This is a genomic window from Pandoraea faecigallinarum, from assembly GCF_001029105.3.
Classification (GTDB): domain Bacteria; phylum Pseudomonadota; class Gammaproteobacteria; order Burkholderiales; family Burkholderiaceae; genus Pandoraea; species Pandoraea faecigallinarum.
This window is the reverse complement of record NZ_CP011808.2, coordinates 22,323-35,748: the sequence shown is the minus strand read 5'-3', so window position 1 is coordinate 35,748 and position 13,426 is coordinate 22,323. Positions and strand designations below refer to the sequence as shown.

The window sequence follows — 13,426 nt, the reverse complement described above, 5'->3', positions numbered from 1 at the left end:
GTGCGGGCAGACACGCAACGGCGGCCAAGTGCATCCGTCGGACGCCAGCCGCGTTCGCCACGACATCACGCGCTCCCGCGCTCGGCCAATCGCCGACTTGCCGATACCGCCTGAGCGAAACGACGCCCGCGAATCCCACGCGTCACGCCACCAGTCTGTGAAAACGAAGGGTTACAACGAAATTATGTACGTCTTGATCTATATTACGGCCGTCGCCGCGGCCAATCTGAGCGTAGCGCATTTCGGCCCTGTCTCCACGCCGTTCAACGCTTTCCTGCTGATTGGTCTTGACCTCGCTATCCGGGACCGGCTGCATCTGGACTGGCGTGGGCGTGCGCTGTGGGCCCGCATGGCCGGCCTTATCGCTGGTGCGGGGATCATCAGTTATCTGCTCAATCCGGCCTCGGGGATCGTTTCCGTGGCCTCGCTCGTGGCGTTTAGTGCGGCGGCCGCAGCGAGTGCCGTCGTGTTTCAAAGTACGCGGCGCTATCCGGTGCTGGCGCGTGCGAATGGCGCGAACGTTGCCGGCGCAGCGCTCGATTCTTTGATTTTCCCTCTGATCGCGTTCGGCACGGTATTCCCGACGATTGCAGGCTTACAGTTCCTTGCCAAGGTGGCGGGGGGCGCGATCTGGTCGTGGCTCGTATTTCGCCGCGCACGACCCGCCTAGGGGTGGCGGGGCACATCATGCCATCACATCGGCGCTTGCCTGTGGGAGCCGGGGAGCGCGCTTGTGGGGCAAGCCCGAGGGAAAGCCGTACGTCGTGATGGCGTGAGGATTGCGGCGGTGTACTCTTTCTTGTCGCGGGCCTTTTGCACGGCAGTCCGTCTGCCGGATCCTGGCCGGCACGCCGACCGGGTTGCTCTGGATGTGTCCTGCTTGAGGATGGCGTCGGACATGGATTCACGGGGGCTGTTCCCGATGAAGCGCTGGCATACCGTCAAGGCGGCAGTGCTTTGTGCGTCAACCGGCCACCTTCCCGCTCGACTCCCGGACCAATTTCTCAGCGGGGAAGCGCGGCAATGCTTCCCACGGATTGCCTGCGCGTTTGGCCAGGGGGTTCTCCGCCCCGGGCGGCGGGGCGGGGCCGCAAAGGATCGCGTATGCAACGGGACGGAACGCGACAGCCTTTGCGCGCGCATTGCCCGATATCACCTGATCGCCGCTTTCTTGGTACTCATGATGGCCTTTGAGAAAGGTTACCGGACGGTCGGGGTTCTTCAAGGCCTTGGCCAGTGCCCGAGTCTGTGCAATAGTGGGCCGGAAATTGGTTAGCTGGAAAACCTTGTGCTCGTCGGAATGATAGCGCTCCAACACCGCTGTCCAGCCACCGAGCAAATTCCTCTCTGCGTCCTCTAACCACTCTTTCACCTCTTTCTCGGCCTTCTCGTCCCAGCCGGCGGCCGTGCAGGCGGGCAGCGTGCGCTCCATGTCATTCAAGTCAACGTTCAGACGTTCCGCATCATCTTCGCTTAACGACATCAGCAACTGGATTTTTTGGTGGAGGGTGAGATCGCGCGCGGCGGTTGGCATGGGCAGAAAATCGTTGTTTTGAATGGCCCTCACGAGCACCTCTGGGTTGTCGGTGAATTTGACAAAGCCCCACGGGGTCTGGATGGTAGGGCCCGGTGCCAAACGTAGTCCGTGGTGCACGCCTAACAGGCCGGTGTCCGGCGAGTAATAAATGCGTACAAAGACGTCCTTTTGGTGCTGGTGCCACACCTTAGCGGTTTCTTTATTCTTGGCAAAGTCGCCAAACATCGGCGTTTTTTCGGAATCGTTCGCCGCCGTCGAGCGATAATCGTCGTGATTGCCCAGAAGAAAGACGGCTCCACGCGCGTGCAGGGCCTCTCGGATGACGCGACTGGCGTCCCTGTTCGTCGAAAATCTGTCGTGACATACATCACCGATAAATATTAGGGTATCGAGCCCGTCTCGGTAGACCGCCTGGTGCGCCAGGCGGTCCAATGCCGCATGAAGGTCTCCATTTTTCTGAAACGCTATAAGTCCGTCAGGTGTTCGTCGGCAATCCGCCTCCGCCTGCAGGCACTTGGCCAAAACAGCTTGCTCCTCTGCGGGGAGCGACACGTGGCCGCTCAAAATCGCTGCCAGCAGCACGCGAAAGTCACTTCCATCGCCATCACCCAACGCCACCGTCTTGGGGCCGCGGCCAGTTCGCTCACCCGCTGCCAACGGGTTGCCCAACGAGTCAACTTCGCAGGGCGTGAGCAGGGCGGAAAAATATTGGCGGGCTTTCTCCGTCAGCAGGCCCTGAATATTGGCAATCGTCAGATCCCTTTCCGCACGAATCATTAACGCTCTGAGGCTGTTGAGTTGCGCGTCCCGCGCCTGTAGCGGCTCGGCGTTGTCCATTTGGTACTCAGCGTACGCCCTTTGGCGGTTGGCGTACTCGACCTGACGGGCGGCGTAGTCGGTCAGGCGACTCGCCGCGCTGCATTGTGACGCGATGCCCGCGGCAGCGATGAGCGTCGCCGCCGTGCCGGCGAGCGCGTATGCCGCTGTGAGCGGAATGGCGAGGTGCGATACACCAACGAAAACGCCCACGAAAACACACGCGGCGACGACAAGACCCAGGAAAGCGCCCACCTTCTTGAGCAACTTTGTCGCCCAACCCGGCGCCTGCGGCTCCATTTGCTTGCCCTTATCCATTATTTCCTGACGAACCTTGTCCAACGCGGCTGCCGCGCCAGACAGTGATTCAAACAATGATTCAAAGGTGGGTTTGGCCCGCTCCGGCGCATCACGGTTACCGATGGGGTGCTCGGGCGTCACGTCTTTGAGCGCAGCCTCGAGCTTGGCCAGCTTGTCTTGGCAGTCCTGCAGACTGACAAGGTCGTGGCTGCGCCCGTCATCCTTCACGTCCTCCAGGGCCGTCCGTAATTGCGCGACAAACGTGGGCAGTTCCGACTTAAGGTCATTCAGTGCCTGGCTGGTCACATCGACTGTCTTCGCATACGACTCGTCAGGGTTTTCGCCTTCCTGGGGCCGGAGCCGGGGCGCTCGGTGCAATTTGAACTCCACGTCCATGGTTCGGGTCAGGGATGCTAAGAAGAGAACGGGCGCTAGGCACGCACGGCCCAGCCCATTGGCGCGACATACGCGGCTGCACAGCGGGACGTCAGGCAAACCCCGCGGGGCGGCAAGCTGTTCACAGCGCCCGGTGTTCGCCGGGTCGCTCGGCCTGGCGCCAAGCGCGGCGCCGGTCACCGAGTGGATGCTGCGCGGCAGCGTCGCCGGGGTGCGCGCGCTTGTCGTCGCGCAGCAACGCACGCCCGCCAAGCACGGTGGCGATCGTGTTGTACACGAAGGCGGCCAGCCGATCTTGCGTGCGGGTGCCCAAGCCTGCTGGCGTCGAGCACACGAGGTCGCGGGCGCTGTGCGCGAGCTCCATGGCGGTGACGCGCGCGGCAAACGCCGCGACGCCCTGCGCTTATTGTCGGGCGTCGCTGAGTCGCTGCCATCGGGTGGACACCTGAAGTGAGTGGCCGGCGCGACAGGCAGAGGAGGGGGGGGCCTGCCGGTCTGCGCTGGCGCGGGCCTCGAAGTGGGGCTCGAAGTAGGCCTTGACGAGGGGCGGTGGCCTCGCAGTGTGCGTCGCAGCCGTCGAAGCACGAAACTACTGCGACGCGGTGCCCGGCTTGCGACGCAGTCAACCGCGATTTTGGAAAGCCGTTCGAGAAGGCGACGCGCAGGCATTGGTATGCCCCAGGCGCGAAACGCTCTTGATGGTGCTTCTGCGTGAATGTCCGAAGTGCGCGAGTGGCGGCGTGGCGACCTCGATGACGGGGGCAGGCATTTCCCGCTTTTGCGTGCGCCGAGCGCGGACTCGAAGAGGCAGACGAGGGCGATATCCTTATCGGCGGTCCCGGCCTGGATCCCCTTCCAGGGTGGCAGTTCCGAAACGAGAAATAATCTCGTCGATGGCTGCCGCGTTGGACGCCGCGTCGCCGCACGAATTCAGATAGGCGCGGCGGGCATCAGCCGTCGCGGCACGGTCCATGTGTCCGTCGCGCATCTTGATGATGGACTCGAAATCGGCGATGCCTTGGGCGCAACCGTCCTTGATGCTGCCATTGCCGATGATCCCACCCTGCACTTTCCCCGTCATGCAAAGGAGGGACTGGCACGGGTCTTTGGCGCATCCCGCCGATGCGGCCGCGAAAATGGCGATTGCGATTACCGCGGGTGCGGCTGATTTGATACTCATGATGTTGAATCGTTGTGAAGCGTCTGCTTAACCCTAAACAGCAGAGATACCAGACCCTCATAGAATTCGACGGTCATCAGTGCTGCTAGCGCGATGACCCGTAGCCGTCGGCGAAGCTGCTTATCGCGCCAGCGGGTTGGCTCTTCCCCTGCAATCAGGCGAGCCGATACTTTGGCGCACACCGGCTGTCGTGAGTGGCGCGGCGCCGACGGTGCCGCGCCGCTCGCCTCGCAACGCGCGTGCGTGTGCCCGTCAGCCGATCCCCATGGCCGCCACATACTGAGCGGCATATTGGACGTGTTCGACGACGCTTGGCACAAAGGACGTGAACGCATCTCCGGTGGGGATGAAAAACTTGCCAAGTTCGTCGCGGAGCGTGGATTCCGCCATGAGGAGTTCAGACATGAGGTATCTCCTACTTCAAAGACGTGCGGTTCAAGACGGTGGCTGTTGACGCGACGCCAGAATAGTGGGGGGCCCACTCGCCGTCACCTGAGATAAATCACAGTGGCCTCCCCCTCGGTGCGGCAGCTGTCGCCGCTTGGCGGTGCGGTATAACTGATGAGTGGCCTGCCGACGTTCCCACACACCCTGGCTTGGACAGCCTCTCGAGAGCGGGACGGCGCGCTCTTCGCCGGGGTACGGCGGGCGAACCCCCTGGAAGTCGTGCGTAAAACCCGCGTGCAGGCGGTCTCGGTCGCAAAAGTGTCGGGGCGGGTTTTTGCGCGGCGCGCCGAGCCTCGTGTCGAGGCTCCTTCCTGCGGGATCCCCGAGCGGGCGCAGGCCGTTGTGCGCATCGCTGATACGCGCAACCGATGGATGGCCGTGCCCGGTTTCGCGGGCATTGGCAAAAGTTTCATGACACATTCGGCAAAGGCGCGACTCGAGGAACGCGGCTACCGCGTGACGGCGCTTGCGCCCTACGGGAGCCAGAAGACGGCCCTTGAAGGCGAACGCATCGAGGCCCGCACACGGCAATCGATGCTCAAGGCCAAAGACAAGCATATCGACGGCAAGCCGGTCGTGTTCATTGACGAGGCGGGCGCGAAACGCGCGCGCCAATACTGGACATAATGAAGATCATTGAGGCCGCACGCCCTCGCGCCGTCTTTTTCGCCGACACAGCGCAGACGAAGGCCATCGATGCCCACGGGCCGAAGCGCGCGTCGGGAACGAATTCAGGTGTCCGCCGGAGGCCGCGCGGACCGGGGATGTGGACAATGACCGCATGACTGTCGTCACGGTCTGCGCAACGGCACCGCGGAAGCAGCGCTTTTTCGCAAGCGTTACACGCGCGGCGCCAAGATGGCGTCGTGCGGATGGCGGCTCATGTGGGTCGCCATCGACATTCCTGCGGCGTGTGCAAGAATTCACTTATGGTAGACGGTCTTCTCACAATTCGCCGATTCTTTCGTACCGTCCCCCTCGTGTCTCCTGACCGGCACAAGGAGTTCGAGGTTGCGCTGGCCGACCTTAAATTCGATGATGAGGACGCCGTCCTCGCGGCTTATGACAAAATCACCCACATGGGAGGGTTTGACAGCTTCTGCGACTGGGTGTTCCACCTCGGCGATAAAACCACGAACCTGCGCGCCCTCGCCACCTTAACCCTTTGCAAGCTCGCGGATGACCGGAAGCAGAAAACTCACTGGATTCCGGGAAGCCGCCAAGAGGCAGTGAACACGCTGGCCGGACGACTCTCGCCCAGCGGGATAGCTGCGCTGCTGGAAACCTTTGGCGCAAAGCCTAAAAACCATGAGTTTTTACAATTCCTCGCGGAGTCGGACAGATATTGTATGGCTGGCGCGATGTATCTCGGTAAGGGGGGGGACGACCCCTCCTCAGAGTGCGACGAGCTGGCCGCGGACGCCTACGCACAGGCCGTAGTCGCCTACACGCGGGACGGACGGTACGCGCATGGCCTAGAAATCTGCGCGAGCGTCGCGGGAGTCTACACGCAGGCTGGTGAACCCCGTCTGGCCGCAGCCATCTACCTGAGCGTTGCACAAGCCTGCACGCACGCCGCAAAAAGCGACTTGGAAGTCGCAGCACCCGGCACCCGGCCCAATTGGCACAGCCTGGCTGCAGAAGCCTACGAGATGGCGGCGAGAATCTACGACGACGCCGGTTTGCCTGAGCAGGTCGCGGCCGCCTATGCGCAGGCCGCAGCGGCCTATATGCAGGGCGGCCGGCAAGAGGAGGCCGCAAACACCTACATGAGGGTCGCGCAGATCTGCACTCAAATTGCGACGGCCTACGAGCAGGCCGCGAAAGCAGACAACCGGGCTGGTCTGGACCAAAAGGCCTTCGCGATGGCCAGCGACGCTCGCGCGGCCTACGAGATGGCCGGAACAACCTACGAGATGGCCGCAAAAGAGCACGCGGCGAAGCCGCTCGGACTGCATAGTTTGGCTGCGCAAGTCGACGAGCGGGCCGCACAAGCTTACGAGAACGCGGGCAAGTACGAGTTGGCCGCAAACGCTTACATGAGGGCAGGGCAAGGTTACTCAGCTTCTCACGACACGCGGGCTGTCGAAGTCTACGAGAAGGCGGTAACAGCTTACACGCGCGCGGGGCGGCGCGACCTGGCCGCGATAGCCACCGAGCGGCTCGCGCAAGCCCACGAGCAGGCCGAAAAACCCACCAGCGGGACGCGGAAAGTCACAGGCGAGCTGCGGAAGATGAGAAGCGAGCGCCTAAGTATCTCGAGGTCGCAATAGCCTACGAGGGCGGAAGCCTACGAGCGGGCCGAAAAAGCCGCCAAGGAGGCCGCAAAAGGCTACGCGCGGGCCGCGAAAATCTACGAGGAGGCGAGAACAGCCTACGCGGACGCTGGTCTGCACGAGCAGGCCACAGCAGTTTCCTTGCTGGCCGTACGAGCCAACGAGAAGGCGCAGAAGGCCGCCGCGCGAGCGTCTCAGGACAACCGAGCTGTCGAAACCTACGAGAAGGCAGCAAAAGCTTACGACGAGGCTGGTCTGCCCAAGCGGGCGGCACGAGCCCGTGCGCGGGCTGAGGAAGCGAAGAAGGCGAAAAACGCACGCCGAGACGCGGAACAATCCGGCTGGCGCGGGCAGACTGGCCTGTCCTTCTGAACGCTCGCGCGTCTTTAGCGCATCGCGTCGCTCGACCACTTGGCTGGTCCACGACTTTACGCCGCCTCAGCCAGTCGGAGAAGACGGTCTTCGCTTGCAAAGCCGTCGCCCGCTGAGCCGCCTGAATCGAAAGGTTTCTGACGCAGATCGGGCAACGATGCTTCGCCTGCGCACTGAGCGCAAGGGGACGCGGCGGATTCAGAGCGAAATGCGTCTGTACGAGCAAAGAGAGCGATCCCTCGCGACCATTCACAAAGTTCTGTGCGAAGCGTCTGTGAAGCCGCTGGGCAGCCCCGGAAGGCCTGCGCGGCCGAAGCGCTACCGTCGTCCGGTTCCCGCAGACCGCGTCCAGAGGGACACGATGAAGCGTGCGCGAGGCGTCTACCCGTTCACGGCCATCGGCGACTGTTCGCGCTTTCGTGTGCTGGCCGTCTACGCTCTTAGAAACGCCCGACATACGCTGTTATTCCTCGATCGCGTCATTGAGGAGAGGCCGTTTCCGGTCCCACGTCTCCAGACCGACCGCGGTGGGGAGTTCTTCGCTGAATCGGTGCAGCGGCGTCGGATAAGCGAGTGCATAAAATTCCGCCCAGTTCCACCGCGTTCGCCGCACCTCAATGGCAAAGTCGAACGCTCACAGCTCACTGAGCTGAACGGGTACTGGTTTCAGCATGCCCCGGCGGAGCAGGCAGTCGACTTACGAATCGAAGCGTAGCAGTTCGACGACCACTGGCGTCGGCCCCATGGCTCACTCGGCGGAAAGACGCCTGTTGACCGCATCGCCGAGCTCATTGAAATCACACCTCTGGCACAGCAGGGAGAAAGCACGTACGACGAGCGGAAAGAGCGAATTCGGCACCGCGAATGGCGAGTTGACAAAATTCTCAGCGAACATCATCGGCGCGTGTCGGAAACCTTGGCCCCCATAGCCGACACGGTTTCCGTCGAACCCGAGAAACGGACTTCCAAAAAGTGAAACGATGTCTGCGGATCGCACACGTTATTTTGAGCGATGTCGCCATCTCAGCTCTCCTCTCACTTGGTGAAACCCAGTGATAATTTAGCGCTTTCCTCAATGACCGCCACATGATCATCAAAAACGTGGGAAGTCGAGACGCGGTCGTTGACATACGGGCGTGTCGGATAACTGCAACGGGTTAAATCCACAATCGATACCATTGGGCGGATGGCATCGCTTACGACTTCATGAAAGCCGAAATCGGGTAGTCGTTTATTGGGGCTTACGCCAGCGCAACAAATAATATTGTAAAACAGCTGAGGCTTCTGCCTTGTAATCGGGGGAATTTATGATTTTGCTTTGCGTTTCGGCGATGGAAAAAGTGGTGTCTTTCCGAAGAAAATCATTCTCAGGAAGGGACCTCACATAATCCACGTATTGATCATAAGGCATGGAAACCTGTACCCATGGATCGACCGCAATCCGATACTTGAAAGGGTCGATCCGCACGGTCATGACGCAAAATGCATGGTCGCCGGGCTCATCGGCTTTGTATATCTCAGTGCGAACGTCTGCGTTCGGAAAACCTTGTGCTGACAGGACGCGTTTTGCTTTCTCCTGAATGATCACGGACGTCAGCAATGCGAGCTCTAAGCAATCTCCCGACGAAGTTTTCAATGCACTTTTCAGCACGTATAGCATTCGTTCGGTGCGCGATTCCATTTCCTTCGCTGTTTTTCGGGCGCGATAGATGTCAGCGCCATACTCGCCAGAATTCGCCAGCAATTTTTCCTTTCTTTCTCCTTGTACTTTGCCAGCGTCAACGAGGGCTCTTGTGTGTGAGTGAGTAACCAGGCGGCTGGCCATCGATTGGCAGTACGCGCCTAGGGCGAGGGCTGCGTCGCGTTCTTGTGTACCCGAATAGGAAGCCTGAACCCGATGCGTGGCAACATTGAGAAGGTTGAGAGGCGGTTGCTGCACGACATCTCGTGGATCTTGAGGACGGCTACGTTCCCAGAGCGCGTCATGGAGCGGACCGGGCGGATCAATATAAATCCCCGCCCAACCCAATATTCTCGCGGTCCCGTAGAGAAGGATATCCGTAAGCGATGTGGCGCGACCCGTGAGCATGGCTTTGAGAGCAGCGTCAGGCGTCTCCAGATAACAGCGCTGTACCTTGGCGTGCAGTGCGAACTGCTTCGTCCCATCGGCATTGGCAAATACCATGCGAGCTCCCGCTCCGCCATCTCCCGCTTGTTGTATGCGGCGATCGGCGCGCTCAAGCGACAAGGAAAAGGCGGTCACAAAATTGAACTTGAGCACAGGAAGCCCCTTGCTTTCGAATTCGATGGTCTTGCCTGTGTCATCGACATAGCCCGCCCAATGTGTTGCCTTGTGCACTAGTACTTCACCGCATGGTTCGAGCGCAATGTGCGTTGCGCTGACTGGCTCCCCCCTCATCCGATTACCGGTGGCGCCTTGGATGGCGGTCTGTTCCAGCGTCGCGAACTGCCGGTCGCCCAACTGGGCAGCTATTTGATGCGCTGCCCAAAGGGCTGCCTCCTCATCGGCACCATTCCTTTGCAGTGCCGGCATGAGACGCTCAACGATGCGCTCCAGCACCGCCTGGCCGCGCTTCTCGGGCGTGAACGGTTTGTCTAAGATGTCCGTGAAATCGATGGTCGTGGGCTGATCCTCCCCGACTCTCGAGATCGACAAGGGTTCTGCCGGGTGGCCTGCGCTGCCGAGATAGCGTTCAGCGAGGTGAGCACAGACCCCGGCTAGACTTTCGTTTTTTACAAGCTTTGGCTGAGCATTCAGCATCGTCTGGAGCAGCGACGCTTGGTCTGGTGCAAAAGGGGAAAAGGGGATGAACCGCATATTCGTCCTGGGGTGAGATGTGCAAATCGACGGCGATAAAAGGTAAGCGTGTCCCCCAAGCCGTCTTGACGGGCTATCGATTCCCCCATCGATTGGCCGCCAGTCGCATCAATGCTGCATTGGCAGCACGTATATCGAGTCGCTCTGAATCGAACCCTGGACCAACCCACTGGCGGTAGTGTGTGGCTTCCTCGCTGTCCGGGTTATCGCGCAAGGTACTCAGGAACACTTCATATCCGGGCGGACCACCGACATCTTCGGGCGGGCAGGCACGCGCGCCATCGAGAACCCTGGACTCGCCCCATGATTCGCCTTCAATCGTTTCAATGTCTTCGACGACGATCTGGTGATACCAACCGTCACCGAAGTCATATTGGTAAATGATGTGCGAGTCAGGCCGGAGCACTCTATTCAGTTTGGCTTTCCGGTCATCAAACGTCTTGGTCAGGTCCATGAACTCCAGTCCTGCGTCTATATCGAGCTGGGCATACGTCTTGCCGTCGATCAGGAAGTCGTGGAGATGGGTGTCTTCCCAGCCGAAGGCGGCTTGCAGGATGTGATGTAGTTTGCGCAGGGTGTCGGGGCCCTCGACCGTGACGCGACGCCAGATGGGCGGCTCGATATGCAGCAATTGCACGTGCAGGGTATAACGCTGGAACGACTTGGCCATCTGATCTCCGGTATCTGGAATGTCGATGGCATTATCCCTTCACTGTACGGGAATGGTCACCATCCAGGGCAGTAATTCTTCGATCCGGTTGATCGGGTGATCCGCGATGCGCCCGAGCACATGACGCAGATACGCCTCGGGGTCGATGCCGTTGAGCTTGGCCGAGCCAATCAGGCTGTAGATCGCCGCGGCCCGTTCGCCGCCCGAGTCCGCGCCTGCAAACAGGTAGTTGCGACGGCCGACAGCCACACCGCGTAGCGCCCGCTCGGCAGGCAGATTGTCGATTTCAAGGTGTCCGTCATCGCAATAGCGCGTCAACGCCGTCCACCGGTTCAGGGCATACCGGATCGCCTGGCTCGTGTCGGATTTGCGCGAGAGCGTTCCCGACATGGTGGTTAGCCATGCGTAGAGTTCGTCGAGCCGTGGTCTGGCATGCGTTTGCCGACGGACCTGCCGGGCATCGAGCGGTTGGCCCCGGATCTCGTCTTCAATGCGGTACAGCGCGCCGATGCGCTCCAGCGCCTCGGTATTCAGGGCATTCGGCCGTGCGGCATGCAGGTCGTAGAACTTGCGCCGCGCATGCGCCCAGCACGCAGCTTCGACGACATCGCCGCGCTCGTAAATCTTCTGGTAGCCGCCATAGGCATCGGCCTGAAGCGTGCCTTTGAACTTGGTCAGGTGCTGCTGCGGATGCTCGCCCTTGCGGTCCGGGGTGTAGGTGAACCAGACTACGGGCGCCGTGATGTCGCCCGAGTTCCGGTCATCGCGCACATAGACCCACAACCGTCCCGTCTTCGTCTTGCCGTTGCCGGGAGCGAGCACCGGCACCGGGGTATCGTCGGCATGCAATTTCGTGGCCGCCATCACGTGTCGGCGCAGTGCCTCGACCAACGGTTGCAGCAGGTTCGCACCGTGGCCCACCCATTTCGCCAGCAGCGAGCGATCCAGTTCCACGCCTTCGCGTGCATAGATCACGGATTGACGATATAGCGGCAGGTGGTCTGCGAACTTCGCCACCAACACATGCGCCAGCAGGCCGGGGCCGGCCAGGCCACGTTCAATCGGGCGGCTCGGCGCGGGTGCCTGGGCGATATGATCACAGCATGCGCAAGCCAGCTTTGGCCGCACATGACGAACCACGCGGAAGCTGGCGGGGATGTATTCGAGTTGCTCGGAGAAGTCTTCGCCGAGCAACTTCATGGTGGCACCGCAGGCCGTGCAGGTTTTGCCTGACTCAGGCAGATGCGTCAGCACTTCTCGCGGCAAATGGTCCGGCAGTGGCTTGCGCTGGATCTGCTCTGCCGCTGTGCGCGGCGTCTTCGGCAGTTCGATGGGTGTGGCGCCTTCATCGGCCTCGAGATCTTCCAGTTTTAATTCGAGCTGTTCGATCTGGCGATCCAGTTTCTCGGAACTGCGTCCGAACGCCATGCGGCGCAGCTTCGCGATCAGCAGCTTCAGGTGTTCGATCTCGGCCTTGCCTGTCGCCACCACAGCTTCGTGCGATTCGACCAGGTCTTCCAGATGGCCGATATGTGCATCGCGCTCACGCAACAAAGCTTTGAGCGCGTCGATATCGTCCGGATAGGTGTTCGCCGTGGTCATGCCCGCAGTTTACGCGGGCGCTGGATGGTTTACAACGCTGAACTCGGTTCAGTGGTGCGGACCGGCTGCCGCCAATCGATGCCTTCGAGCAGCATCGACAGCTGGGCTTGGCTCAGGCAGACCACGCCGCCATCAGCGCGCGGCCAGACGAAACGACCGCGCTCAAGCCGCTTCATCAGCAGGCACATACCATCGCCGCTCCACCACAGCACCTTGACCAGGTCGCCGCGCCGGCCCCGGAACACAAACACGTGACCGCTGAACGGATCTCGCTCCAATATGGTCTGGACCTTGGCCGCCAACATGTTGAAACCGCAGCGCATGTCGGTCACGCCTGCTGCCAGCCAGACTCGCGTGCGACTGGGCAGGCCGATCATGCAGATCCGCCGCGCAACAGTCGAAGCACCAGCGTCAACGTGCTCTCATCGGGCACGCCGTCAATGCGTACGCGGGCATGGCCAACGCTGATTTCGATGGTGCCGGTCGGCGCGGGTCTCGGCACTGGCGTCGGCGCCGGTAGTGCGATCTCGGTCGCTGGCGTTTCCACTTTGACCGGCAGCAGGCTCATCGAATCATATTCGCCAGCGCGCAACGAACGGCGCCATTTGAAGACCAGGTTCGCGTTCAGGCCGTGTTCCATCGCTAAGCGTGCGACCGACACGCCAGGCTCACAGGCGAGCGTTGCCAGTTGCCGACGGAATTCGATGGGATGATTCGGCACGCCTTTGCGGCCGATTCTCTTCGGTGCCTCTGTGGTCAAAGTAGTCCCCGCTACTTGAAGTGGTGGGCTCTACTCTGGCAATTTATCCTCCGACCGTCGAGACGGTGCTCGGGACTCGCTTACTAACGTACGGAATCTGATCATCGATCAACAGCGCGCCGAGAAGAGGGGCCATGCCACCAGCACCGAAAATTCCGCCGGTGCTTGTCAACGTAGTTGGCATAATCTTCATGTGGCACGGCGCAGGTGTCGATTCGGCCGCAAAGGCGG

Annotated in this window: 13 protein-coding genes and 1 pseudogene; 5 read left to right on the top strand and 9 right to left on the bottom strand. The window is 61.0% G+C overall.

Going from position 1 to position 13,426, the window contains the following annotated elements; genetic code table 11:
- The first annotated feature begins 184 nt into the window (after positions 1–184).
- The gene (locus tag AB870_RS23210) at positions 185–670 is read left to right on the top strand and encodes a VUT family protein (protein WP_053059783.1); all 486 of its coding nucleotides are present in this window, start codon (positions 185–187) and stop codon (positions 668–670) included.
- Between the two features lie 294 nt (positions 671–964).
- Here the strand turns inward: AB870_RS23210 and AB870_RS23205 are convergent, their stop codons facing one another.
- The 4 genes from AB870_RS23205 to AB870_RS26555 form a co-directional block, all read right to left on the bottom strand.
- The gene (locus tag AB870_RS23205; protein ID WP_047909293.1) at positions 965–3,049 is read right to left on the bottom strand and encodes a metallophosphoesterase family protein; all 2,085 of its coding nucleotides are present in this window, start codon (positions 3,047–3,049) and stop codon (positions 965–967) included.
- Positions 3,050–3,170: 121 nt separating this feature from the next.
- Positions 3,171–3,413 (bottom strand): hypothetical protein, encoded by a 243-nt coding sequence (locus AB870_RS26560; protein ID WP_047909292.1) that lies wholly within the window; start codon positions 3,411–3,413, stop codon positions 3,171–3,173.
- A 462-nt stretch (positions 3,414–3,875) separates the two neighbouring features.
- A complete protein-coding gene (locus AB870_RS23195) occupies positions 3,876–4,229 on the bottom strand; it encodes a hypothetical protein (protein ID WP_071386912.1) in 354 nt (117 codons plus the stop codon).
- Positions 4,230–4,481: 252 nt separating this feature from the next.
- Positions 4,482–4,634 (bottom strand): hypothetical protein, encoded by a 153-nt coding sequence (locus tag AB870_RS26555; protein WP_157112499.1) that lies wholly within the window; start codon positions 4,632–4,634, stop codon positions 4,482–4,484.
- A gap of 156 nt (positions 4,635–4,790) precedes the next feature.
- Here AB870_RS26555 and AB870_RS25850 point away from each other — a divergent pair, with 156 nt between their 5' ends.
- The 4 genes and pseudogenes from AB870_RS25850 to AB870_RS23175 form a co-directional block, all read left to right on the top strand.
- Entirely contained in the window at positions 4,791–5,303 is a 513-nt protein-coding gene (locus AB870_RS25850; protein ID WP_084664275.1) for an AAA family ATPase, read from the top strand.
- Between the two features lie 302 nt (positions 5,304–5,605).
- The gene (locus AB870_RS23185; RefSeq protein WP_047909289.1) at positions 5,606–6,949 is read left to right on the top strand and encodes a soluble NSF attachment family protein; all 1,344 of its coding nucleotides are present in this window, start codon (positions 5,606–5,608) and stop codon (positions 6,947–6,949) included.
- 144 nt (positions 6,950–7,093) lie between these two features.
- Positions 7,094–7,324: a hypothetical protein gene (locus AB870_RS26850; RefSeq protein WP_047909288.1), complete on the top strand. Its 231-nt coding sequence runs from the start codon at positions 7,094–7,096 to the stop codon at positions 7,322–7,324.
- Positions 7,325–7,391: 67 nt separating this feature from the next.
- A pseudogene (locus tag AB870_RS23175) lies at positions 7,392–8,300 on the top strand (integrase core domain-containing protein); the annotation flags it as partial.
- A 255-nt stretch (positions 8,301–8,555) separates the two neighbouring features.
- Here the strand turns inward: AB870_RS23175 and AB870_RS23170 are convergent.
- From AB870_RS23170 to tnpA, 5 genes are all read right to left on the bottom strand, one after another.
- Positions 8,556–10,163, bottom strand: coding sequence for a hypothetical protein (locus AB870_RS23170; RefSeq protein WP_047909287.1), 1,608 nt, complete (start codon positions 10,161–10,163; stop codon positions 8,556–8,558).
- Between the two features lie 73 nt (positions 10,164–10,236).
- Positions 10,237–10,833 (bottom strand): plasmid pRiA4b ORF-3 family protein, encoded by a 597-nt coding sequence (locus AB870_RS23165; RefSeq protein WP_047909220.1) that lies wholly within the window; start codon positions 10,831–10,833, stop codon positions 10,237–10,239.
- Between the two features lie 39 nt (positions 10,834–10,872).
- A complete protein-coding gene (gene tnpC / locus AB870_RS23160; protein ID WP_047909219.1) occupies positions 10,873–12,435 on the bottom strand; it encodes an IS66 family transposase in 1,563 nt (520 codons plus the stop codon).
- Positions 12,436–12,464: 29 nt separating this feature from the next.
- Positions 12,465–12,812, bottom strand: a complete 348-nt coding sequence (gene tnpB / locus AB870_RS23155; protein ID WP_047909218.1) for an IS66 family insertion sequence element accessory protein TnpB — start codon at positions 12,810–12,812, stop codon at positions 12,465–12,467.
- A complete protein-coding gene (gene tnpA, locus AB870_RS23150; protein ID WP_047909217.1) occupies positions 12,809–13,195 on the bottom strand; it encodes an IS66-like element accessory protein TnpA in 387 nt (128 codons plus the stop codon). Before tnpA ends, tnpB begins: the two co-directional genes overlap by 4 nt.
- Between the last annotated feature and the right edge of the window lie 231 nt (positions 13,196–13,426).